Genomic DNA, 23,180 nt, shown 5'->3' on the forward strand with positions numbered 1-23,180 from the left:
AAAGGGGCACGGTCGCTCCGGAGGGAGCGGCTGGTCGTCCATGGTTCCAGCGGCCACCGACACCTCACCTATGGGCCACCGACAATCGCGCCGGAGGCCCGACATCCCGTCGATCTGCTGCCGACCTGTCGTCGGCATGCTGCGCCGGCCTGCTCGGGGGTTCGGGTGCGAACGGCGGGGGAGGGCTCGGTACCGGTGTCCGCCCTGCCCCGTCGCCAGGGCGGACACCGGTGCGCGCTCGGGTTACCGGCGCGGGTCGATGGGTGCGAGCACGCCGAAGTGACGCTCGATCACCTCGGCGGCTTCCAGGCACCGGTCCTCGCGGTACATCTGCCCGATGAGCTGGACGCCCTGCGGCATGTCGTCCGCGAAGCCGGTGGGCACGCTCACCGCAGGCACGCCGACGAGGGAGGTCACGGTGCACAGAGCTCCCGCCAGCATCATCCGGGCGTGGCTCTCGGCGTCGGTGTCGTCGGGGAGCAGGTCGGCCCCGGGGACGGGCTGGGGGCAGGTGGCCCCGAGGAGCAGCGGGTAGGTGTCCAGGAACTTGGCCCAGTCACGTTGGATGCCGAGGCGGGCGCCGGTCTGGCCGAGGAACTCGGCGAGCTCGGTGTGCGGGGTGCGTTCCATGAACAGGTCCAGGTGCTGGGCGCCCTTCTCGGTGAGCAGTTTCCTGATGCGCGGCCACTTCACGCCGAACTCGGTCATGATGAGCTTGCCGTAACACTCCAGGGTCTCGGACAGCCGGGGGATCTGCACCTCCTCCACGGCGTAGCCCGCCCGCTCCAGGACGGTGGCCGCCTCGTCGATGGCGGCGCGGATCTGGGGGTGGACGCCGACTCCGGCCGGGTCGGCCACGATGCCGACCTTGAGAGGGCCGGTGGGGCGGGGGCCGTATGCGGGTACCGGGACCGCCCGCGGGTCCTCCAGGTCTGCGCCCGCCAGCGCCTCGTAGGCCGCGCGCAGGTCGGCGACCGAGCGGGCGAGCGGGCCGTCTACGGGGATGAGTTGGGAGGCCAACATCGGCTCCTGGCCCATGATGCGGTGGTCGGCGGCGAAGCGGCCGTAGCTCGGCTTCAGCGCGGCCACCCCGTTGAAGGCCGCGGGCATGCGCACCGAGCCGCCGGAGTCGTTGCCGAGCCCGAGCGCCGCCATGCCGACCGCCACGGCCACCCCGTCGCCGCTGCTGCTCGCGCCCGGGGTCTTCGACCGGTCCCAGGGGTTGTACGTCCTGCCGTACAACTGGCTCGCGGGGTCCGAGGAGATCGCCAGGTCGGGCATGTTGGTGTGGCCGATCGGAATCGCTCCCGCCGCACGGAGCCGGCGCACCGGCGGGGAGTCGGCCTCTGCCACGTGATCGCGGAACTTCCGCACGCCGTGCGTGGTCGCCCACCCCGCCACGTGGATGTTCTCCTTGACGGTGAAGGGCACGCCGGCCAGCGGGCCGAGTTGCTCTCCCGCCGCGCGGCGTCGGTCGGTTGTGCGTGCGGCTTCGCGGGCGCTGTCCGCCATGAGCTGGGTGACGGCGTTCACGGCAGGGTTCACCGCCGCGATGCGCTCCAGGTGGCTTTCCATCACCTCGGCCGCCGAGATCTCGCCATGGGCGACGGCCGTGCCCAGCTCGGTCGCGTTGAGCTTCCACAGTTCAGTGTTCATCGCGTCGCCGGGCCGCTCGCTCCGCCCTTGTGCGTGAGCGTGCACCCCGTCCTCCCCTTCCCTCGTCGCGTCAGGACGTGCCATGGCGTGTGAAGACGTGTCATGGCATGCCGTGCATCGGCTGACCGTTCGTTTCGATGCGCTTGCATCACATCCTATGCTGGGAATCGATGCAAGTGCATTACTACGAGAGTGGAGAGGCGAGCCCATGCCCAGACAGGTGGATCACGAGGAGCGACGACGCCGGATCGCCGAGGCGGTGTGCGCGCTGGCTGACAGCAGTGGTCTGGAGGGTGTGACCCTGCGCGATGTCGCGACGCGCGCCGGTGTTTCGATGGGAGCGGTCCAACGCTGCTTCCGCACCAAGCAGGAGATGCTCGTCTTCGCGCTCGACCACGTCGGCGAGCGGGTGACGGAGCGGGTGACGGCGCAGGTGAACGAGCGGGCGCAACCCCGCACCGCCTCGGGGACGGGCCCGACCGGCTCGGCCCTGGAGCAGGTACTCGGCGAGGTCGCCCTGGTCGACGAGGCGCGCCGGACCGAGGCCCGGGTCTGGCTCGCGTTCGTCGCGCAGGCCGCCGTGACGCCCGAACTCGCCACCGTGCTGCGCAATCGCTACGCCGGGTTGCAGCCCCTGCTCGTGCGTCTGCTCCGCGAGAGCCGCCCGGACGCCCCGGCTCCGCACGGCGGCGGAGCCCCCCACGCGGACCGGGATCCGCACCAGGCGGCACACACCCTCCTCGCCCTCGCCGACGGTCTGACCACCCACGTCCTGATCGGCCATCTGACCTCGCAGGCCGCGCTCGAACTCCTCAACGCCCAGATCGACGCGTTCATCCAGGCGGGCCCGATGGGTGCGGGCTCGCGGGAGGTCGCGCCGTGAGCAAGCAGCGAGATTCGCTTTCGGGGCCGGTCCGGTCCGGGCCGGGGCGGGGCGGGGCGGGCGGGGCGCGGTAGGGGCCGGTAGGGGTCGGTAGGTGGTCTGGCGCGGAGGAGAGGGCAACTGGTCGGCCGTGACCGGGAGTTCAATGGGGTGTCGTACCTGTCGAGCGGGCAGGTGCGGGCCCGGTCACCACTTCTTGATGAGGGCCCCGAGCGGGTCGGCGCTGCCGGTCCGCTTGATCCGGCCGGCCGCGGCGACGGCGTCGGTGATCCAGGCACGGGCCTGGAGGGTGCCGCCGAGGCGCTCTGCGAGGGCGTCGACGAGAGCCTCGTGGCGAGCGTCCTGGCCGAAGGCGTCGAGGGCCAGCCGGGCAAGAGGCTCGAAGTTGTCCTTTGCGGCCTCGCGGACCGCGAAGGACATCGTCGAACGTATCCGGGCAAGGCCCGCGGCGGCCTTCACACCGCGCCAGAAGTTGGGCTCGGAGTAGCCGGGCAGGGTGTCGAAGAGCGCGGCCAGCCGCTGCTCGTCATCGGTCACGTCCATCTCCTTCGCATAGGCGTCGGATCAGTATCGGCGTGCGGTGGCGGCGAAGGGACCTGCTCCGTAGGGACTTTCCGCTGAAGTGGGCGAGTATTCCAGGGACTTAGGGCGCTTCTGACGGATCTCCGCGGCGCCGCGGCGCCTGGCACGCCCTCCCCCACGCCTTGAGGGCGCGGGGGGACCCCATGCGGCGTTGCCGACATGTCCCCATAGCTCCGCTATGAAGACATCCCGGCGCCTTGCGATCGCACGCACCAGGCGCCGCGAGGCCCGCCCTCCGGGCGAACGACGGGAGTTTGACGACAGGCCCTAGCGGGACAGTCGCACCCCGGTGACCAGGTCCGGGCGGATGCGCAGGGCGTGGGTCATGCGGTGGTCGGTCCAGGGGTGCAGCAATGCCTGGTAGTGGTCTAGGTCGGCGGGGTCCGTCACCAGGTGGCAGTAGCCGGTCACCACTACGCTCCAGCCGCAGTGGGTGGCCGGGTCGATGGCGTCGGCCTCGTAGGCGACGACCACGCCTTCGGTGTCCGCGTGCTCGGTGAGGGTGGCCAGTGCGGCGCCCTCGTGGGTGCGGATGATCACCTCGCCGTGGTGGAGGAGGTGGTTCACCGGGCGGATGGCCGGGAGCGCGTCCTGGGTGAAGACGATGCGGCCCAGCGACACGCTGCCCAGCAGCCGCAGTGCCTCGGTGCGGTCCAGTTCGGTGCTGCGGCGGGACGCCTCGCGGTCGGCCCAGGCCACCCATGCGGTGTCGGTGGTGATGCCGGCGGTGTGCCGGGCCGGGGTGTCGTTCACGGCGTGCTCCCTGTCCTGAGTCTGGCGAGGCTGTCGAGGTCGTCGAGGTCGTCGAGCTGGATCTGTCTGCCAGTAGACGGCCCCCGGCGTAGGGCTGCCAGGGGCCGTTCGGCCCGGACCACGGCGATTTCGCGTTCGTCACGGCCCGGTTCGGGTCAGCGTGCCGCGCCGGCCACCACCTCGTCGGCCGGGTGCGCCTCGGGGTGGCCGGCCGACGAGGTCATCAGGTCCGGCACCGGGTCGTGGCGGATGCGGTCGGCCAGCATGCCGGCCGCGACCAGCCGGGCGACCGTGGCACCGACCATGCCGGCCGGACCGCTGACGAAGGCGACATGGCCGGACCACTGCCCGTCCCGGGCCACCGTCTCGGCCAGCGGACCGTACTCGCCCATGGGGCCGTCGGCGGGTGTGACGGGGTCGTCGTCCAGCACCCGGACCACCCGCAGCCGGCCGTGCCGCGCCGCCAACTGGGACAGCGTCTCGGCGTCGTACAGTTCGGTCCGGTTGCGGGCGCCCACGAAGAGGTGCACTCGGCCGGGCGGGCGCAGCGGGAGGCCGCCCGTCGAGCGGCGGCTCGCCCACTCCTCCAGCAGCGCCCTGACCGGCGCCCACCCGGTCCCGCCGGCCACCATCAGCAGGTCGCGCGGGTGGTCCTCCTCCTTGAGCGTCATCGTGCCGTGCGCGGGTCCCAGCCGTAGGACGTCGCCGACCCTGGTCCGATTCACCAGCGCCTCGCTGACCCCGTCGGGACCGGTCCGGCGGATGTGGAACTCCACCTCGCCGTCCGGTCGCGGCGCGGAGGCGAAGGAGTAGTGCCGCCACGCCTGGGGCATCAGTGGGGATTCGACCGCCGCGTACTGGCCGGCCCGGTACGCGTACGGCTCGTGCACCCGGACCCGCAGTACGGCGAGGTCCGGGCGGCGCCGCTCATGGGCGGTCACCGTGCCCGGCCAGCACGGGGGTTCGGCGATCGCGGCGTCGGCGCCCTCGACCATCGAGGCCGCCGCGAAGCGCAGCATCCGCACCCACGCCTGTTCCACCGCCTCGGCCCAGCGGGGCCCGGCGGTGCGCCGCAGCGCCGCGACCAGCGCGGACTCGAACGCCTCGTAGTGCACCGGGCGCACGCCGAGCTTGCGGTGGTCGTGGCCGAGCTGCCGGAAGTAGGTGGCCACCTCGGCGGGGCGGTGCAGGTTCTCGATCAAGTACCAGAAGGCGCGGGCGAGATGGGCGCGCTGGAAGTCCATGGACGCCGGGAAGAGCGACCGCAGATAGGGCCACCGGGCGAACATCTCGTCGTAGAGGTGGGCGATCAGGTCCCCGAAGGGCGTGACCAGGTCCAGATACTGGGTGATCAGCCGCTGGTCCGCGGCGCCGTCGTAGGAGGTGGCGGCTAAATCCGGTACGGGTGCCCGCCCTTGTCCGAGGATGCGCTGCCGCAGCCGCATCGCGTCGTGCCGGGCGAGCAGGGCGTGGTACTCGCCGCCGACGGTGCCGGGGGCGGACCGGCCGGACGCCTCGGACGGGGCGGGGCACGCGGGCTGGTAGGGCTGCTGCATGGGAACGACCTCCTGACGGGGGGCGTCAGTATCGCAACGCGCCGCCGTGCCCGAAGGGCCCCGTTCCCCCAGGGCCGTTCGGCCCTTGCGCGGGCCGCCGAGGCCGACGAACCTCGTGGTCGGGCCCCTTGTGCCCGGCCGAAACCGCGAAGAACCACAGAGCGAGAGTCATGAACCAGCAGTCCGTCCAGCCCGCCACCGCCCGTCCCGTCGCCGGACCGGAGGCGCCGCTGCGCGTCTTCATCCTCGACGACCACGAGGTGGTGCGCCGAGGAGTGCGGGACCTTCTGGAGGCCGAAGGCGACATCGAGGTCGTGGGGGAGGCGGGGGACGGCCGGCAGGCCCTCGCCCGGGTGCCGGCGATCCGGCCGCAGGTGGCCATCCTCGACGTGCGGCTGGGCGGTACCGAAGGGCCGGACGGGGACCACGAGGGGATCGAGATCTGCCGGGAGTTGCGGGCCCGCGTGCCGGAGCTCGCCTGCTTGATGCTGACCTCCTTCGACGACGACGAGGCGCTGTTCGACGCCATCATGGCCGGGGCCGCGGGCTATGTCCTCAAGCAGATCGACGGCACGGCGCTGGTGCGTGCGGTCCGTACGGTGGCGGCGGGGCAGTCGATGTTGGATCCGCGCACCGCGACGCGGGTGATGGAGCGGCTGCGCGGCCCGGTCCGGGACCAGGCGGACGATGCGCCGCCGTCCGCGCTGGACCGGCTCTCGCCCCGTGAGCGGGAGGTACTCGACCTGATCGGCGAGGGATTGACGAATCGTCAGATCGCCGACCGGCTGTTCCTCGCCGAGAAGACGATCAAGAACCGGGTGTCCGCGATCCTCGCCAAGCTCGGGGTGGGCCGCCGGGTCCAGGCCGCGATGGTCGCCGAACGGCTGAAGGAGCCGCGGGCGTGAGCCGGGCACCGGGAGCGGCCGGCGACTGACCGGCCCCCTCGGGGCGGGCCGCCCCGGTGGGCGGTCAGTCGGGCAGCGGAACGCACCACACGATGCGGGTGCCGCCGCCCTCCGGCGGCTCGACGGTCAGTCGGCCGCCGTGCATCGCGGCCCGGGCCCGCATGTTGGCCAGGCCCCCGGTGTGCGGTGCCGCCCCGATTCCCACCCCGTCGTCCGTCACCGTCAGCGTCACCGTCTCCCCGGTCACCGACAGGGCCACGTCCAGGTGGGCGGCGCGGGCATGGCGGGCGGCGTTGCTGAGCGCCTCGGCGGCCACCGCCACGAGGTGCTCGGCCACCTCGTCGGGGACCGCGGCGTCCACCGGGCCCTCGATCCGCAACGCCGGGGTGAAGCCCAGGGGGCCGGCCGCCCGCTGCACGGTCTCGGTGAGGTCCCGGCGCAGTCCGCGGCCGTCCTTGCCGTCTCCGGTGGTGCGCAGCCCGAAGATGGTGGACCGGATGATCTTGATGGTGGTGTCCAGGTCGTTGACCGCGCGGCCGACCCGTTCGGCGGCCTCCGGCCGCTCTATCAACCGGGTCGCGCTCTGCAGCGTGATGCCGGTGGCGAACAGCCGCTGGATGGCGAGGTCGTGCAGGTCCCGGGCGATCCGATCGCGGTCGTGAAGGACCGTCAGTTCCTCCGACTCGGCTCGCCGGCGGGCGAGTTCCAGGGCGATCACCGCCTGGTCGGCGAAGCCCGATATCAGCGTGACCTCGGCGTCGTCGAACGCGGGCCGGCCGGCCAGGCGGCTCAGCCGCAGCGCACCGCAGCCGGTGTCCACCTGGAGCGGTACCGCGACGGCCGGCCCGGATGCCGTGCCGTGCCCCGCGGCCTCGTCGGCCTCCTCGTCCAGCGCGTCCCCGGCCTTGCTCTCGGCGTCCGGGCCCAGCGGATAGGCCCGCGGGTCGGCCCGCAGATCGGCGCTGACCACCGGCCGGCCGTCGCGCACGGCCATGCCGGGCAGCGAGGCGTCGACCGGCACCCGCAGCCCGACGATCCGGCTCGCGCCCGTACCGCACGCCACCGTCACCGCCAGTTGGTCCGCCGCCCCGGTCGCCGGCAGCAGCACCGCGGCACAGTCCGCGCCGGCGACCTCCCTGGCCCGCTCGGCGATCAACCGCAACACCTCGTCCGCGTCCGTACCGGACAGCAGACTGCGGGTGATCTCGCCCAACGCCTCCAACCACCGTTCCCGGCGGCGGCTCTCGTGGTACATGCGGGCGTTGTCGATGGCCACGCCCGCCGCGATGGACAGGGTGGTCACCACCGCCTCGTCGTCCGCGTCGAACGAGCCGCCGCCCCGCTTCTCGGTCAGATAGAGGTTGCCGAACACCTCGTCGCGGACCCGGACCGGCACCCCGAGGAAGGTTCGCATCGGGGGATGGTTGGCCGGAAAGCCGTAGCTGCGCGGGTGCCTGGTCAGGTCGGTGAGGCGCAGCGGCGCGGGGTTGCGGATCAGCTCTCCGAGGATGCCGTGACCGCACGGCGTCCGGCCGATCAGGCCGATGAGCTCGTCGGACATGCCGACGGGCAGGAACTGCGACAGCTGCCCGTCGTCCACCACGCCCAGTGCGCCGTATTCGGCGTCGGTGAGGGTGACCGCCGCCTCCACGATGCCCCGGAGCACCTGCGGGAGTTCCAGCCCCCGCCCCAGGCCCATCACCGCGTCGAGCAGGCTGCGCATCCGGTCCGGCGCGCGGAGCTGAGGTCCGTGCGGACCGCCCGCGGGCGGCGCGTACTGCTGCGATTCGGACATGACCGTGCTGCTCCCAAAGATCCCGTACGTCTGCTCGGCAGCGTACGTGATCATCCCGGCCCGGTCCGCAGGCACCGGTGCCGACCGGCCACTCGGGGGGCCGTCCACGGGGGCCGGCGGTTCCCCGGGAAGGGGGCCGATCGCGTTCCGGGGGAGGGCTGTTCGGCCCTGGGGGCCGCGGATGCCGCCGGCCGACGATGAAGGGGCCGGGAAGGGCCGGGTCTCCCCCCGTGTCGATGGCTCTTCCCGGTCCTGGCCGCTTCCCGGCCCAGTTCACGTTTCCGAGGTGGAGGACACAGCACGGTGGATGGTTGGGAAGTTCAGACAACGGCGGTCAGGGAACCGGTGCGCGGCCGGGTCACGGCCCGGCCGCGACGCCGGAACAAGGCGGTGGAGTGGCTCACGACCACCGACCACAAACAGATCGGCACGCTCTACCTCGTCTCGGCGTTCGCCTTCTTCCTCATCGGCGGCCTGATGGCCCTGCTGATGCGCGCCGAACTGGCCCGTCCGGGCACCCAGATCCTCTCCAACGAACAGTTCAACCAGGCGTTCACCATGCACGGCTCGGTGATGCTGCTGCTGTTCGCCATGCCGCTGTTCACCGGATTCGCCAACTGGCTGATGCCGCTGCAGATCGGCGCCCCCGACGTGGCCTTCCCCCGGCTGAACATGCTCGCCTTCTGGCTGTTCCTGTTCGGCTCGCTGATCGCCGCGGCCGGCTTCCTCACCCCGCAGGGCGCCGCGGACTTCGGCTGGTTCGCCTATGCGCCGCTGTCCGACGCCGTCCACTCGCCCGGCGTGGGCGCCGACATGTGGATCATGGGTGTGGCGCTCTCCGGATTCGGCTCGATCCTGGGCGCGGTCAACTTCATCACCACCATCGTCTGCATGCGCGCACCCGGCCTGACGATGTTCCGGATGCCCATCTTCACCTGGAACGTGCTGCTGACCGCGGTGCTGATCCTGATGGTGTTCCCGGTCCTGGCCGCCGCGCTGTTCGCCCTGGAGATGGACCGCAAGTTCGGCTCCCACGTCTTCGACGCGGCCAACGGCGGCGCCCTGTTGTGGCAGCACCTCTTCTGGTTCTTCGGCCATCCCGAGGTCTACGTCCTCGCCCTGCCGTTCTTCGGCATCGTCTCCGAGATCATCCCGGTCTTCGCCCGCAAGCCGATGTTCGGCTACATCGGCCTGATCGCCGCGACCATCTCGATCGCGGGCCTGTCGGTGACGGTGTGGGCGCACCACATGTACGTCACCGGCGGCGTCCTGCTGCCGTTCTTCTCCTTCATGACGTTCCTGATCGCCGTCCCCACCGGGGTGAAGTTCTTCAACTGGATCGGCACCATGTGGCGCGGCTCGCTGTCCTTCGAAACCCCGATGCTGTGGGCCACCGGCTTCCTGGTCACCTTCGTCTTCGGCGGCCTGACCGGCGTCATCCTGGCCTCCCCGCCGCTGGACTTCCACGTCTCCGACACCTACTTCGTCGTCGCGCACTTCCACTACACGCTCTTCGGCACCGTGGTGTACGCGATGTTCGCCGGGTTCCACTTCTGGTGGCCCAAGTTCACCGGCAAGCTCCTCGACGAACGCCTGGGAAAGATCACCTTCTGGACGCTCACGGTGGGCTTCAACCTCACCTTCCTCGTCCAGCACTGGCTCGGCGCCGCCGGCATGCCCCGCCGCTACGCGGACTACCTCGCCGCCGACGGCTTCACCACCCTCAACACCCTCTCCACCATCGGCTCCTTCCTCCTGGGCCTGTCCTTCCTCCCGTTCTTCTACAACGTCTGGAAGACCGCCAAATACGGCACGGAGGTCGGCTGCGACGACCCCTGGGGCTACGGCCGCTCCCTGGAGTGGGCCACCTCCTGCCCGCCGCCGCGCCACAACTTCACCGCCCTGCCCCGGATCCGCAGCGAGTCCCCGGCCTTCGACCTGCACCATCCCGTCGCCGCCGACGCCCCCGCCGCGGCGGACCGTCCCACCGCCGACCACTGAGCAAGGAGCGGTCATGCTGTCTCCCGCCGTCCTCGCCCTGGGGGCCACCGCCCTCTGCGCCTCCGGCTGCGTCTGGTACCTGCCCGCGGCGGCCGACCTGCGGGCCGGAGCCGACCGCCCCGTCTCCCGGCGCCTGGCGGCCGCCGCCTGTCTCACCGGCTGGGCGACCGTCGCGCTCGCCGCCCCGCTGCTGCTGGCCGCGGCGTCCTGGACCACGCTCGGGGCCGTCACCGGCGCCGGCAGCGCCACCGCCCTGCTCCTCGCCGGCCTGGCCCGTGCCCATCGCGGCCACGAGGAGCGCGCGACCCACCGGGCCTGGGCCGCACTGCGCCTGCGGCCGCCCGCCCGCCGCCGGCCCGGGCGGACCGGCCTGGCCCGGGTCTTCCTGTGGTGGTTCCTCCCCGGCTACGTGGTGGCCGCCGGCGCCGTGGCGGTGGTGTTGATCGGGGAGACCGTCGGCCGGTGAGGTCGACGGCCGGCCGGGAGTTCACCGATCGGCGCGGTCAGTCCGGCAGATCGCCGTTGCCGCCCAGGTTGGCCACCATGCGGCGCAGGACGTTGATCGTGGTCACGAAGTCCGCGGTGGCCACGCCTTCGTGCATCTGCCGGTGCACGCGCAGATTGCGCTCCCCGGCGCGAAGGCGCCCCGCCTCGCCCGCCTCGGTCAGCGTCATCGCCCCGGCGTCCTCCGTCAACCAGCCGCGGGCGACGAGGTCGTCGAAGACGTCGTGAAAGTCGATCCCGAGGTCCTCGTACTGCGCCAGCCGCTCGATCAACGCCTCCCGGGTCCACCGGCCCGGAGCGCCGGCGACGTGGTTGAGCGTCCACCAATGCGGCTGAGTGAGATCCTCCTCTGCCAACTGGGCACGCAGGGCCCCGACGACCCGCCGGTACGCCTCGCCGCTCCACGCACCGATGGGCTGAGCGGCCAGTTGCTCCTGTGGATACTCCTTGAGTGTCATGTCGACGCGCCTCCTGTAGGGATCACCTGGACGCGCTCAACGTAGGACCTCAAGTCCAGTTGAGATCAAGCCGGTTCCGGCGGCGACATGCCGTTCGGTTCCGCGGCACGCGCCCGGAGCGCCGTCGCCGCCGGAGGACGGCTCGCTCAACTGCCGTACGCCAGCGCCGTGATGCCCAGCGTCAGCAGCGTGCCGACCTTGACGGCCTCGAAGGCGATGTAGACGAGGTGGGCGCGGGACCGGGTCCTCTCGTCGCTTCGGTACATCTGGTCGGGCTGCGGGACGCGGCCTACTGCTGCGCCAACCAGAGGTCGGGGCCGAACACTTCGTAGTGGACCGCCCGCGGCGGGACCCCGTGGCGGAGCAGGTCGCCCCGCAGGGTACGCATGAACGCCAAGGGGCCGCAGAGGTAGGCGGTGAGGTCCTCGGACAGGGGCAGCCCGCTGATGTCGGCCCGGCCCGAGGACACCGTCACTGGAGCCGAGGCGGAGGCGGTCGCCGATGCCTGGTGGCCCGGGTCCTCGTACCACAGGTGCAGCGAGGCGTGGGGCAGGGCGCCGACCAGCCGGCGCAGTTCGTCGCGGTGCGCGTGGTCGGCCGGGGAGCGGTCGGCGTGGACGACGGTGACCGGTCGGGGCGATCCCGTGGCGGCCAGGTGGTGGAGCATGGCGAGCATGGGGGTGCCGCCGATGCCGGCGGAGGCCAGCAGCAGCGGGGCGTCGCCGTCCGGCAGCGTCAGGTCTCCGAACGGGGCGGAGACGGGGAACACCTCGCCAACGCGTGCCCGATCGTGCAGCCAGGAGGACACCTCGCCGGCCGGTCCGGCCCCCGCGCGGACGCGTTTGACGGTGATCCGCCACTCGGGCCGTCCGGGCGCGCCGGACAGGCTGTACTGCCGGATCTGCCGTGCGCCGTCGGGGAGTTCGACCTGCACGCTGACGTACTGTCCGGGGCGGAAGGGGCGGGCCGGGGTGCCGTCGGCTGGGTGCAGGACGAGCGCGAGCGTGTCCGGGGTCTCCTCGTGCCGGGCGACGACCGTCATGCGCTGCCAGGTGCCGCCCTCGGGGGTGCCGTGCTGCTCGTAGAGCCGGGCCTCGACGGCTATCAGCGCGTTGGCCATCAGCCAGTAGACCTCGTCCCAGGCGTTGGCGACCTGCGGGGTGACGGCCTCGCCGAGGACGTCGGCGATCGCCGCGAACAGGTGCCGGTGGACGACCTTGTACTGGTCGGAGGTGACGCCGAGCGAGGCGTGCTTGTGCGCGATCCGGGCGAGCATCGCGTCCGGGCGGGTGTCGGGGTGCTCCAGCAGCATGCGGGCGAAGGCCACGATGGAGCCCGCCAGGGCCTGCCGCTGCTCGCCGTTGGCCTGGTTGCCGCGGTTGAACAGGTCGCGCGGCAGCTCCGGATGGGCGTCGAACAGCTTCCGGTAGAAGAGCGCGGTGATCTCCTCGATGGCGGCGCCGACGGCGGGGAGGGTTGCCTTGACGACGGGTGCGGACTGCTCGGAGAGCACGAGCCACCTCCATATAACTCGTAGATGATCTACCAATTTTTGCCTGCGGTGAGCCGCCCGGGCGTCGGGGCGGCTCGGTGGGTGCGCCCCGGGGGGTGTGATGGCGCGGCGGGACGGTCAGCCGGGGCGTGGACCGGTGAGGCCGGTGAGGCTGATCAGCACCGGGCCGGTGGGCGATGCCACGACCTCCGACACCGTCAGCGGGTCGAGCGTGGCGTAGAACGCCTCCTGCGCCTCGCGCAGCGCCCGGCGGAGCCGGCAGGCCGCGCGCAGCGGGCATGGAGGGTCGCCCTCACAGGCGACGACCTCGTCCTCGCCCTCCAGCTCGCGCACCAGCCAGCCCACCGATGCCTGGTGCCCCAGGCCGGTGAGCTCCAGCCCGCCGCCCCGGCCCCGGCGGGCCTCGACCACGCCGAGATGCTGGAGTCGGCTGATCGCCTTCGCCATGTGGGTGTACGGCACGTCCATCGCCTCGGCCACCTCGCGGGTGGTCAGGGGAGCGCCCGGCTCCGCGACGGCCAGGCGCATCACGGCGCGGAGTGCCAGATCAGTGAACTTCGTCAACCGCACGCCACGACGGTATCAAATACGCATGTTAGGTTCGCATTCAGGGGTGGGTTCCGGGGTGGCGACGCGGTGTCGGGGTGTGCTAAGCCCTCGTGCCGTGGGCCGCGCCGGAGAAGAGCTGGAGGAGCAAGGGACACGCACGGACCACATGGATCATGCGCACCACAGGGACACGCAACGGATGGTGACCATTGATGGCTGACGCCCCCCGCACCGGTGGCGCCCCCGGCGGCGAGACCCCCGGTGGCCCGGTCCCGCGGCTGCTCTGCGACGCCCAGCAAGTCGCCGCCGAGGCCCCTGGCCCGGCCGGTGTGCTCTGGCGCCTGGCGGAGTCCGGCCGCCAGCTCGACGCCAACGTCGTACGGATCCCGCCCGAGGGCCGCATCGACACGCACCTCGAACCGGACCTCGATGTGCTCCTCTACGTAGTGTCCGGCGACGGCACCGTGGAGAGCGAGCAGGGCCGGCAGCCGCTCGCCGAGGGCGGCCTGCTGTGGCTGCCCCGCGGATCCCGCCGCAGCGTGACCGCGGGCCCGGGCGGCCTGGCATACCTCACGGTGCACCGGCGCCGCCCCGGTCTGCAGATCAAGAACCGCACCGTCTCCTGACCCCTGCTACGGGCGGTGGCCGGTGGATCGGGCCGCGCCCGGCAGGGTGACGGTGAAGCGCGCGCCGCCCCCGTCCGCGTCGCCGACCTCGATGCGACCGCCGTGCCGGTGGACGACGTCCCGGACGATGGCCAGGCGAGCGGCGGCCGAACGGCGCGTCGATCTTCCGGCGCAGGGCGCTGACGTAGACCTCGATGATGTTCGGGTCGCCGTCGTAGGCGAAGTCCCAGACGTGCTCCAGGATTTCCGCCTTGGAGACCACCTGGCCGGGCCGCGACGCCAGGTATTCCAGGACCGCGAACTCCTTGGCGGTGAGCGTGATGTCCTCTTCGCCGCGGGCGCATCGGCGGCCGTTCGGGTCCAGGGTCAGGTCGCCGAGCCGGAGGACGGGGCTGCCGCCGCGGGTCCGGCGGCGCAGCAGCGCGCGGACGCGGGCCAGCAGTACCACATACGAGAACGGCTTGGTGAGGTAGTCGTCGGCGCCGGTGTCCAGGCCCTCGGCCTCGTCGTACTCGCCGTCCTTGGAGGTCAGCATCAGGATCGGGGTCTCGTCCCCGGCCGAGCGCAGGGTCCCGCAGAGGCGGTAGCCGTTCATCCCGGGCAGCATGATGTCCAGGACGAGCAGGTCGTAGCCCTGGGTGGTGGCCAGGTGCAGACCCTCCCGGCCGTCGTGTGCCACGTCCACGGCGAAGCCCTCCGCCGCCAGCCCCTTGGCCAGGGTGGTGGCGAGGCGTTTCTCGTCCTCCACGATCAACAAGCGCATGCCGTCAGCCTGCCAGACCGCACCTGAAGCACCCTTCAGGAATCTTCAGCCCCGCTCCGGCTCCGGGACGGCGCGCCGCCCATCATGCGGAGCATCTGCCGGCCGCCGGTGCGCAAGAACCGCACCAGGAGGGCGGCGGCCAGGACGAGGAAGGCGAGGTTGAGCCAGGTGGTGTAGTTCCAGGCGACGCCCTCCCGCGGGATCCTCGCGTGGGCCTGGTCCGGGATGAGCCCGAGGCCGCCGAAGACGAACTCGACGACGTACCCGGCGATGACGATCGCGGCGTAGAAGGTGCCGAGCAGGAACAGCGCCATCCTGCCGCCGTAGTACCTGCGGTAGATGGTGAGGATCGGCAGGATCAGCAGGTCGGCGAAGACGAACGCCACCACCCCGCCGAAGCTGATGCCGCCCTTCCACAGCACCACGGCGAGCGGCACGTTGCCGATGGAGCAGACGAACGAGGCCATCGCGACCAGGGGCCCGATGACCGGCCCCCACAGCTTGGCGGCGAGCGGGTGGCCCTCGAAGAAGAAGGAACGCCAGAAGGTATCGGGCACCCACGCCGCGATGGCACCGGCGATCAACAGGCCGACCACCAGGTCCCGCAGGATCGCCGCCCACTCCATGACGAAGACGTGCGCGGTGGCCGTGACGCCCTCGGGAGAGAGCAGGCGCCGGACGAAGGAGCCCGGGCGCCGCACGGACATGTCCATCGCCGCATGCCCCTCCATCGACCCCGCCAGACCACGCGCGGCCTGTGCCCGCGCCGCGCGCACCAGGCCCGGGTGCAGGAACAGCCGCAGCAGCACCGCCAGCACCACGATCATGATCGGGCCGCCCACGAACTCGGCGAGCGTGAACTGCCACCCCATCAGCAGCGCCAGGATGATGCCGAGTTCGACGACCAGGTTGGTGGAGGCGATCTCGAACGCCATCGCGGCGGTGAAGTTCGCCCCCTTGAGGAACAGCGACCGGGCCAGCGCCACGGCGGCGTACGAGCAGGAGGACGAGGCCGCCCCCAGCCCGGCGGCGAGTGCGAGGGTGCGCGGGCGGTCGTCGCCGAGGAGCGCGACGACGGTGGACTTCCGGACCACCGCCTGGACGACGGCGGACAGCGCGAAGCCCAGGATCAGCGCCCAGGTGATCTCCCAGGTCATGGAGCCGGTGAGGGACAGCGCGTGCAGGACGGCGGGCATGTCCGCATCCTTCCCCGACGGCTCCGCCCGGCCCTTGACGAACACGCTTGAGTGTCCCCGTGTCCCCGTGTCCCCGTGTCCCCGCGTACCCGTGTATCCATGTCACTGTGTCGCTGCGGCTGAGGCTGCGGAGATCCGAGTGACCGGGCCCGACGCCGCCGGGAAAACCCGTTGCGGTGCCCGCACCCCACCGGTACAGAATCGCCGGGTGCAGATCCTCTCGTTCCCCGAAGCCGCCACGCCCGTCGAACTCCGCGTCCAGGTGCGGGAGATCCAGGAACAGGCATGGCCCTCGGAGGACGGCGCGGCCACCCCGTCCGAGGCGCCCGTCCACGACCCCGCGCTGCGACCGCGCTCGATGCTGCTGGTGGACGGCGGGACGGTCCTGGCCGCGCTGGACCTCCTCTCCAAGGACATCGACCATGCCGGCCGGAGCTATGCCGCCGGCGGCCTGAGCACGGTCGTGACGCGCGACGCGGCGCGCGGTCGCGGGCACGGCCGGCGCCTGGTGACCGCGGCCCGGGAGGCACTGGCCGCGCAGGGGCACGACCTGGGGTTGTTCACCTGCGACCGTCCGCTGCGGACGTTCTACGAGAGCGCGGGCTGGCACCACCTCCCGGACACCGTCCTCGTCGGGGGAACACTCAAGGCCCCCTTCCCCAGCGACCGGGCCGGGTTCGACAAGGTCACCATGGCGGCCTTCTTCTCGGCCCGCGCCCGGCAGGCCGGCGCGTCGTTCCGGGGCACCCGCATCGCCCTCCACCCGGGAGACATCGACAAACTGTGGTGATCCCCGGCACGTCGTCCAACAGAACGGAACCCCAGGCTCCTGATCTTCCTCTTCCCTGCTCGGACGGACAGCCGCGCAGCGCGGCGGGAATGAGGAGTGGGCATGGGCCGCCGTACGGGGAACGGCACGCGGGCATTGCTGACACTGGCGTTGGCCGCCGCGGTCACCGGCTGCGCGGCCGGCCCGGACACGACCGAGGCGGCGGAAGCCGCCGGCCGCCGCAGCCACGGCAAGGCCGGCGCGGCCGGCTTCGCCGTCCAGTACCGCACCGGGGACAAGGCGGCCCGCGTCACCGCGTATCTGCGCTCGCGGCGCATCCTGGAGAAGGCGGCCGACCGGCTCAACGACACCGTCAAGATGCCGCACCGCATCCCGTTCGTGGTCCGCGCGTGCGGCGCGGCCGAACCCGCCTACGACCCGGAGACCGGATCCATCGACTTCTGCGTGGAGCACGTCGACGAGATACGCGACCGCTTCGAGAACGCCGGCCGCGGTGCCGACCGGCCCGGTGGCGCGGGCGGCCGTGGCGCCCATGTGGCCGCCGTACTGGAGGAGACCGCCTATCACGAGGGCGCGCACGCGCTGATCGACCGCCTCGGCCTGCACTTCACCGGCCGGGAGGAGGACGTGGCCGACCAGTTCGCCGCGGTGATGCTGATCGGTCAGGGCCGCGCGGGCGACACCAAGGCGCTGACCGTCGCCACGGACTACGCACTCGCCGCCGAGGAGAGCCCGTTCGACGAGGCGGATCTGCTCGACGAGCACAGCCTGGACGGCCAACGCGCGGCCAACTACGCCTGCTACGTCTACGGCGCGCACCCGGACCGGCACGAGGACCTGGTCGGTGACGGCCGACGGGTCACCGAGGACCGCGCCGAGGGCTGCCCCGACGAGTGGCAGCAGGCGCGCGACGGCTGGCGGCAACTCCTCGCCGGCCATCTCCGGCAGTCCCTGTGACCCCCGGACCGGACGAGGCCGCCCCCGCCGGCCCGTCGGACCACCACCCCGCCGGGGTCAGCCGGCTACCGGCCGGCTGACCCCGGCCCTCACGACTCGCGCAGCACCCCGGCGAGGACCGTCGTCACGACCTTGTGGACGGCTTCGGCTCCCGGCGGGGTGCCCTCCCGGTCGGCGAACAGCAGATGCCCGGCGCCGATCAGGGTGGGCGCCAGGGTGTCCACGTCGGCGTCGGCCGCGATGCGGCCCCGGTCGCGCTCGACGGTCAGATACGCGGCGATCATCGCGGTGGCCTCGGCGAGCACCGGAATGCCGACCGAGCCGGCCTGCCGGAGCAGGGCACGGAGACCGTCCCGGGAGATGACGAGACCGACGATCGCCACGGCGACGGACTCGAACACCTCCGTCAGCGCGCCGGTGAGGTGCTCGGCGACGGTGCCGGTCCCGGCGGACGCGCGCAGGGCGTCCGCCTGAGCGTCGATCCGACCGATGCGGTCGCGCACCAACTCGGCGAGGAAGACGTCGAAATCGGCGAAGTGCCGGTGCAGCACCCCCTTGGCGACGCCCGCCTCCGTGGTGACCGCGCGGCTGGTCAGCGCGTTCGGCCCCGCTTCCAGCAGGACGCGCTCCGCGGCGTCGAACAACTGCTGCCGCGCATCGCGGATGGCCACCCCTGTCGGCACGGTGCACCCCTTCGCTTCCTTCGTCGGACCCCCTTCATTGTGCCGCACCCGTTGACGAGTGGGCATGCGCCCACTCATAGTGGGCGCATGCCCACTAAAGAGCCTTCAGTCAACCTCGAACCTCGTCAACACCGCCAGGCGGCAGAGTCGTTCGGCATCGACGCCGAGCGCTACGACCGGGCCCGGCCCCGCTACCCCGACGGCCTCGTGCGGCACCTCGTCGCCGGCCGACCCGACCTCGACGTCCTCGACGTCGGCTGTGGCACGGGTATCGCCACCCGGCAGTTCCGGGCGGCCGGCTGCCGGGTGCGCGGGGTCGAGCCGGACGTCCGGATGGCCGACGTGGCACGGAAGTTCGGCGCCGAGGTCGACGTCGCGACGTTCGAGGACTGGCACCCCGCCGGCCGCACCTTCGACGCGGTCGTCGCCGGCACGGCCTGGCACTGGATCGACCCGGTCGCGGGTGCCGGCAAGGCCGCGCGGGTACTGCGCCCCGGCGGCCTGCTCGCACCCTTCTGGAACGTCTTCCACTTCCCGTCCGACGTGGCGGAGGCCATCGCCGAGGTCTGCCGGCGGGTACTGCCCGACGCCCCCTTCGACCTCACGGCGATGACCAGGGGCGGCCTGGACGCCTATCGGCCGGTCCTCGTCCGGACCACCGAGGGCATCCGGCAGCAGGGCGGTTTCGGCGCCCCCGAGGAGTGGCGACACGACTGGGAACACCCCTACACCCGGGATGCCTGGCTGGATCAGATGCCCACCCTGGGGGCGTTCACCCGGCTCCCGCAGGACAGGTTGGCGGAGGTGCTGGCGGGCGTCGGCGCCGCCCTCGACGCGCGGGGCGGCGGCTTCACGATGGGCTACACGACGGTGGCGGTCGTCGCGTCCCGCGCCGACGCCGCCTGAACCACGGGCCGGGGACAAAGGGGCCGCCCCGGCCGTCACGACTGGCCGGGGCGGATGTCCTGGAGCGGATCAGATGCGGCGGTGGCCTTCCCGGCACCAGCGCGGCGTCTCCCCGATCGACCGGATGTAGCGCGCCGAGGCCCACGCCCAGGCGAACCGACCTTCGTGGATCTTGTACCAGCGCGGATTCCCGTGGATGTTCCGGCCGTTGGTCTTGCAGCGGATGCCGACGACCTCGCCGTGGTGCAGCGACCCCACCACCCGGTAGCTGGTCCCGGGGCCGGCCCGGAGTGCGAGGTGGGACGCGGCGGTGACGCGGCCCTTGTACGGGCCGTGCACGGCGCCCGGGGGTGCGGCGGCGGCCACGCCGCTTCCGAGGACACCGCAGAGGAGCCCGGCGCTCACCAGTACAGCGGCGCCTCGGCGGAACGGGGACAGGTGTGTCATGACAAACCTCCCGATCGCGATCCATCCGGCCATCCGGATGTTTCGGTGCGGATCGAGGCTTCCCCGGATGGCGGCCGAAACCCGTACCGGCCGCCGAATTCACCGTCACGGGAGCCCGGCGAATGTCTGTTCGGGATGTGTCGGAGGCCGGCGGACGAGGGGGAGGGGGTGCCGGAAGGGTCAGGAAGGCACTCGCGGGGCCACCAGCGAGGCGAAGTTGGCGGCGGCGGTGCACAGGCTCGCCTCCGTTCCGCTACTGGGCCTGGCGTGCACGAACACCTTGCCGAACGTGGCCGGCCACACGATCACGCACCCCTGGGAGTTCCCGGCGACCGACGCGGAGGACAGGCCGGAGATGCTGGTCGGCGTGGGCTCCGGCGACATGGGGATGTCCCTGGAGTAGATGAGCGTGTAGGTGATGGACGTGCCGGCGGTGGATCCGGCACCGCTCCAACTGCACGCCCTCATCCCGGTCTGCGAGTTGCCCGGATTCGAGGCGTTCCCCGAGGACAGCCCCAAGGACGCCGCCGTGCTGGTGTCGATCGCCGAGCACGGGTCGGCGGTCGTGCCCAGGGCGCCCGATCCCGGCGAGGACCAGGGGGTGCTGGGAGTGTTCGACCAGCCGGGGCTGGGTACGACGGGCGGGATGCCCCACTGCGAGGTGTCCGGGCCGTCGTCGCCGGCCAGTTCGTAGAGGCCGACGACGGCCCCCGCGACCAGTACGAGCACGGCGGCCGTCACGATCAACATGCGTCGGGACCTGCCGTCCGGTTGCCGCCCGGCAGGTCGTGGTGGTTCCACCCAGTCCTGTGTGTCCTCGTCCCATTGGGCCATGCCGATCCCCTCCTAGCCCTGGCCGCCGAGGAGTTGGGTGATCTGCTGCACCACGGTCGCCGCCGAGGCGAGCCCGGCCACGGCCGTCGCGCCGAGGTCCAGCCGGTCGCGCAGCCACTGCAGACGGTCCCGTCGCACCTGCCCGGTGGCGTCGATCTCCTCCTCGGCGTCGGCCAGCCGGGCATCGATCTCCGCCGTTTCGGCACTGGTGTTGAGCAGCGGTAACTGCTCGCGCAGAGTGGAGAGCGCCGCGCGGAGTTCCGGCGACGCGTCGACGGCCGACTGGGTGGAGGCGTCGAGTGCCCGGGCGTCCGGACCGGCGGCAGCGGCGCCGCCTGCCATGACGCCCACGCTGATGCCGCCGGGAGTGCTCCCCGGTACGGCGAGTGCCTCCGTGCCGGCCGTGGGCGGGAGCGATGGTGCCGTGCGGCCGTCCCGCAGCGAGCGGTCCTCGGCGCTGGCCCGGTCCCCGGCGGCGACCGCGCCACCGGTCAGCACACCGATGCTGATCCCGCCGCCGTGGCCTTTGTCGCCGGCCGGTGCCTGGGCGCGGGGGAGGGGAGTGGCGTCCTCTTCGGTCGCCCCGGCCGCCCCGGTCGCCCCAGCCGTCCCGCTCGGCCCGGCGGCTTCGCCGGCAGAGGTTCCCGGGCCCGGTGCCCCTTCCCTGCCTGTCGCCGGCTCCCGGTCCGCTTCCCGTCCCCGGTCCCTGATCGTCATCCTCGTCCGCCCCCCGAATTCTCCGCCGATGTGTCCGTGTGCTTCGCCGAGGCCCGCTCGCCCGATGCGACCGCGCCGCCGCTCATCCCGCCGATGAAGACCCCGCCCTCGCCGACGTTGATGATGTACTGATCGAACACGCCTGTTTCGTAGCCCTTGTTCCGCAGGGCCTCCTGCACCCCGTTGGCGATCCGGTCCTGCAGCGTCTTCACATACCGGCTGAGGTCCATCTCCTGGAACAGGGAGATCTCCTTGACGCTCCCCAACTCCCGCACGGACGCCGCCGGCGCGTCCGGCAGGGCGTACTGCGGCATCATCAGCCAGGTGCGGAACAGCGACAGCGCCGTCTGGCACATCGCGATCCCGGCGGCGAACCCCGCCGAGGGACTGGTCAGCACGCCGCGGACGCCGTCCCGCAGCGGGCCGCCCCCACCGTGCGCCGCCAGCACGTCCACCGACTTGAACTCCGGGCGCACGGGCGTCAGGACGTGCGGCGCGACCTCCAGGACCAACATCCCGCCCTGGGTGTGGATGCGGACCAGCAGACAGATCGCGACCTGCTCGTCCCAGGCTCCGACGCGCACCCGCAGGAAGTGCCGGCGGGCCTCGGCGCCCTCGCCGATCGCCCGGTCCAGGTGTTCCCGGATGACCTCGGGGCCGTAGTCCACCTGGTCCCGCGGCAGCCCGACCGGCAGATAGACCAACTCGTCGACTTCGAGGGCGCGCAGGCGATCCCGGCTGGTGGCCGCGGCCGAGTTGCGCAGGGCCGCCAGGCGGGGCTTGATCAGTTCGACGACCTCACGCCCGGTGAGCGGCGCGGCCTCGCTCGCGGACTCCCGCTTGACGAACGACACGGGCGGGGGCGGAGCGCCCGCCTCCCCGGCCTCCGGCGGTGCCGACCACGACTTGTGCTTGAGCTCCATGGCGACCGACCATGGCTTGTACGGCTCACCGGCGCCGACGAAGGGCCGGAACGGGTCGTAGATGGCCAGCCGGGCGTGCTGTTCGCGGGCGATGGCCGCACCGATGCGCCGGAACTGCTCGGTGGCCGGCAGGTCCGCGCGCCATCCCTTGGCGAAGGCGTCGCGGCTCAACTGATGGCGCATGACGGAGACGACATGCGTCCGGTACGCCCACACGGGCGGCACCAGCAGGATCGGGAACACCACCGCGATCCAGGCATCGGCACCGCGGAACAGCGACAGGAGCACCAGCGCCCAGTACACCACCGCGATCGCGAACGGCAGGACCGGCAGAACCGCCTTCAGGCGCCCGCGGGTGGCCTCCTTGATCACCGAGCGCTGGAGGGTGAAGAGGGAACTCCTGGTTCCGCGGGCGAACCACGACACGAAGCAGACCGCTCCGTACGCCAGGAACCACGGGATGGGCAGCAGCGACTGCGAACCGATGTCGGCCAGGTCGAGCCCGACGAACACCGCCCAGACGGCGAGCAGCACCAGTCCGGTTGCGGTCTCCCGGCGCCGGGCCCGCAGGGCGTGCGCCAGGACCGGCAGTGCGTCATAGCCCAGCGAGGGCGCGATCGGCCGTTCCTCGTGCTCGACCAGTTCCTGGATGACGCGGTGGCGGAACTGCCCGTCGAAGTAGACCCCCGCGCAGAGCAGCCGGGTGGCCTCGCTGCGACCGTACTCCGGCGGCGCCGCGGTCTGCGGAGGGGAGGTGGTGTGCGACGACGATGCGGTGGATGTCGGTGGGGAGGAGGGTTGTTCGGGCACGGACAACTGTCATGCACCCCCGTGATCGAACTCGTCCTCTGTTGCGAGGAGTTGAGGGAGTTGCTACGGAGGCAGTATGACGCCCGGCCGCCAGGCCCGGAAGGGATTGCCGGGGATTGGTAACTCCTGTGCGGTGGTGCGTAGTTGATGATGTTTGCAGGGGTGGTCGGACTGGGGAGAGGGACGGTCCGGAGGCCGGTGCCCCACTTCGTGTCCTGGCCGTCACGCCCTGGTTGTCACGTCCTGGCTGTCGCGTCTTGGGTGTCACGGCCTGGCCGTGATGGTCCTGGGCCGCCATGACCCGGGTGACTTGGACCAGGCGGCCTGTGGGAGACGACCGCCTGTCCATCCGACCCCGGGTCGGCGAACAGGC

The 23,180-nt window shown here is 72.2% G+C and carries 23 protein-coding genes; 8 read left to right on the forward strand and 15 right to left on the reverse strand.

The window, feature by feature from the left end; translation table 11 throughout:
• Positions 1-243: 243 nt before the first annotated feature.
• A complete protein-coding gene (locus MOV08_RS39650) occupies positions 244-1,656 on the reverse strand; it encodes an amidase (RefSeq protein WP_275310990.1) in 1,413 nt (470 codons plus the stop codon).
• Between the two features lie 208 nt (positions 1,657-1,864).
• Between MOV08_RS39650 and MOV08_RS39655 the strand changes: the two genes are divergently transcribed.
• On the forward strand, positions 1,865-2,539 hold the full coding sequence (locus MOV08_RS39655) for a TetR/AcrR family transcriptional regulator (RefSeq protein ID WP_275310992.1): 675 nt from the start codon (positions 1,865-1,867) through the stop codon (positions 2,537-2,539).
• 186 nt (positions 2,540-2,725) lie between these two features.
• Here the strand turns inward: MOV08_RS39655 and MOV08_RS39660 are convergent, their stop codons facing one another.
• The 3 genes from MOV08_RS39660 to MOV08_RS39670 all read right to left on the reverse strand — a co-directional run bounded on the left by MOV08_RS39660 (position 2,726) and on the right by MOV08_RS39670 (position 5,430).
• On the reverse strand, positions 2,726-3,076 hold the full coding sequence (locus MOV08_RS39660) for a hypothetical protein (protein WP_039642875.1): 351 nt from the start codon (positions 3,074-3,076) through the stop codon (positions 2,726-2,728).
• A gap of 312 nt (positions 3,077-3,388) precedes the next feature.
• Entirely contained in the window at positions 3,389-3,874 is a 486-nt protein-coding gene (locus MOV08_RS39665; protein WP_275310994.1) for a pyridoxamine 5'-phosphate oxidase family protein, read from the reverse strand.
• Positions 3,875-4,029: 155 nt separating this feature from the next.
• Complete coding sequence (locus MOV08_RS39670) at positions 4,030-5,430, reverse strand: globin domain-containing protein (protein WP_275310996.1); 1,401 nt, start codon at positions 5,428-5,430, stop codon at positions 4,030-4,032.
• Between the two features lie 170 nt (positions 5,431-5,600).
• Here MOV08_RS39670 and MOV08_RS39675 point away from each other — a divergent pair, with 170 nt between their 5' ends.
• On the forward strand, positions 5,601-6,335 hold the full coding sequence (locus MOV08_RS39675) for a response regulator transcription factor (RefSeq protein ID WP_039639055.1): 735 nt from the start codon (positions 5,601-5,603) through the stop codon (positions 6,333-6,335).
• 64 nt (positions 6,336-6,399) lie between these two features.
• Here the strand turns inward: MOV08_RS39675 and MOV08_RS39680 are convergent, their stop codons facing one another.
• On the reverse strand, positions 6,400-8,058 hold the full coding sequence (locus MOV08_RS39680) for a sensor histidine kinase (RefSeq protein ID WP_275312025.1): 1,659 nt from the start codon (positions 8,056-8,058) through the stop codon (positions 6,400-6,402).
• Positions 8,059-8,475: 417 nt separating this feature from the next.
• Here MOV08_RS39680 and ctaD point away from each other — a divergent pair, with 417 nt between their 5' ends.
• Both ctaD and MOV08_RS39690 read left to right on the forward strand, forming a co-directional pair.
• Entirely contained in the window at positions 8,476-10,131 is a 1,656-nt protein-coding gene (gene ctaD / locus MOV08_RS39685) for an aa3-type cytochrome oxidase subunit I (protein ID WP_420834319.1), read from the forward strand.
• A gap of 13 nt (positions 10,132-10,144) precedes the next feature.
• Positions 10,145-10,597, forward strand: coding sequence for a hypothetical protein (locus MOV08_RS39690; RefSeq protein ID WP_420834252.1), 453 nt, complete (start codon positions 10,145-10,147; stop codon positions 10,595-10,597).
• 37 nt (positions 10,598-10,634) lie between these two features.
• Here MOV08_RS39690 and MOV08_RS39695 read toward each other — a convergent pair whose 3' ends face one another.
• The 3 genes from MOV08_RS39695 to MOV08_RS39705 form a co-directional block, all read right to left on the reverse strand.
• Positions 10,635-11,093, reverse strand: coding sequence for a MarR family transcriptional regulator (locus MOV08_RS39695; RefSeq protein WP_275311000.1), 459 nt, complete (start codon positions 11,091-11,093; stop codon positions 10,635-10,637).
• A 289-nt stretch (positions 11,094-11,382) separates the two neighbouring features.
• A complete protein-coding gene (locus MOV08_RS39700; protein ID WP_275311002.1) occupies positions 11,383-12,606 on the reverse strand; it encodes a globin domain-containing protein in 1,224 nt (407 codons plus the stop codon).
• 117 nt (positions 12,607-12,723) lie between these two features.
• Positions 12,724-13,176 carry an RrF2 family transcriptional regulator gene (locus MOV08_RS39705; protein ID WP_039639061.1) on the reverse strand — a complete coding sequence of 151 codons (453 nt, stop codon included), beginning with the start codon at positions 13,174-13,176 and terminating at the stop codon, positions 12,724-12,726.
• A gap of 191 nt (positions 13,177-13,367) precedes the next feature.
• On the opposite strand from MOV08_RS39705, the gene MOV08_RS39710 reads away from it, so the two are divergent.
• Complete coding sequence (locus MOV08_RS39710) at positions 13,368-13,781, forward strand: cupin domain-containing protein (RefSeq protein WP_275311004.1); 414 nt, start codon at positions 13,368-13,370, stop codon at positions 13,779-13,781.
• Here MOV08_RS39710 and MOV08_RS39715 read toward each other — a convergent pair.
• Together MOV08_RS39715 and MOV08_RS39720 are read right to left on the reverse strand one after the other, a co-directional pair.
• Positions 13,759-14,544 (reverse strand): response regulator transcription factor, encoded by a 786-nt coding sequence (locus tag MOV08_RS39715; RefSeq protein ID WP_275311006.1) that lies wholly within the window; start codon positions 14,542-14,544, stop codon positions 13,759-13,761. The genes MOV08_RS39710 and MOV08_RS39715 overlap by 23 nt on opposite strands.
• A gap of 35 nt (positions 14,545-14,579) precedes the next feature.
• Entirely contained in the window at positions 14,580-15,740 is a 1,161-nt protein-coding gene (locus MOV08_RS39720; RefSeq protein ID WP_275311007.1) for a permease, read from the reverse strand.
• A 208-nt stretch (positions 15,741-15,948) separates the two neighbouring features.
• On the opposite strand from MOV08_RS39720, the gene MOV08_RS39725 reads away from it, so the two are divergent.
• On the forward strand, positions 15,949-16,530 hold the full coding sequence (locus MOV08_RS39725; RefSeq protein WP_039639066.1) for a GNAT family N-acetyltransferase: 582 nt from the start codon (positions 15,949-15,951) through the stop codon (positions 16,528-16,530).
• A gap of 102 nt (positions 16,531-16,632) precedes the next feature.
• A complete protein-coding gene (locus tag MOV08_RS39730) occupies positions 16,633-17,487 on the forward strand; it encodes a DUF4344 domain-containing metallopeptidase (protein ID WP_275311009.1) in 855 nt (284 codons plus the stop codon).
• Positions 17,488-17,576: 89 nt separating this feature from the next.
• On the opposite strand, the gene MOV08_RS39735 is transcribed toward MOV08_RS39730, so the two are convergent.
• Positions 17,577-18,170: a TetR/AcrR family transcriptional regulator gene (locus MOV08_RS39735; protein WP_275311011.1), complete on the reverse strand. Its 594-nt coding sequence runs from the start codon at positions 18,168-18,170 to the stop codon at positions 17,577-17,579.
• A gap of 87 nt (positions 18,171-18,257) precedes the next feature.
• Between MOV08_RS39735 and MOV08_RS39740 the strand changes: the two genes are divergently transcribed.
• On the forward strand, positions 18,258-19,076 hold the full coding sequence (locus MOV08_RS39740; protein ID WP_275311013.1) for a class I SAM-dependent methyltransferase: 819 nt from the start codon (positions 18,258-18,260) through the stop codon (positions 19,074-19,076).
• A gap of 69 nt (positions 19,077-19,145) precedes the next feature.
• Here the strand turns inward: MOV08_RS39740 and MOV08_RS39745 are convergent, their stop codons facing one another.
• The 4 genes from MOV08_RS39745 to MOV08_RS39760 all read right to left on the reverse strand — a co-directional run bounded on the left by MOV08_RS39745 (position 19,146) and on the right by MOV08_RS39760 (position 22,807).
• Positions 19,146-19,523 carry an SH3 domain-containing protein gene (locus MOV08_RS39745; protein WP_039642882.1) on the reverse strand — a complete coding sequence of 126 codons (378 nt, stop codon included), beginning with the start codon at positions 19,521-19,523 and terminating at the stop codon, positions 19,146-19,148.
• 180 nt (positions 19,524-19,703) lie between these two features.
• Complete coding sequence (locus MOV08_RS39750; protein ID WP_275311014.1) at positions 19,704-20,273, reverse strand: DUF3558 family protein; 570 nt, start codon at positions 20,271-20,273, stop codon at positions 19,704-19,706.
• Positions 20,274-20,369: 96 nt separating this feature from the next.
• On the reverse strand, positions 20,370-21,074 hold the full coding sequence (locus MOV08_RS39755; RefSeq protein WP_275311016.1) for a hypothetical protein: 705 nt from the start codon (positions 21,072-21,074) through the stop codon (positions 20,370-20,372).
• The gene (locus tag MOV08_RS39760) at positions 21,071-22,807 is read right to left on the reverse strand and encodes a hypothetical protein (protein WP_275311018.1); all 1,737 of its coding nucleotides are present in this window, start codon (positions 22,805-22,807) and stop codon (positions 21,071-21,073) included. The genes MOV08_RS39755 and MOV08_RS39760 overlap by 4 nt, the downstream gene beginning before the upstream one ends.
• Positions 22,808-23,180: the final 373 nt, after the last annotated feature.

The organism is Streptomyces yunnanensis, assembly GCF_029011865.1.
Classification (GTDB): Bacteria; Actinomycetota; Actinomycetes; order Streptomycetales; family Streptomycetaceae; genus Streptomyces; species Streptomyces yunnanensis.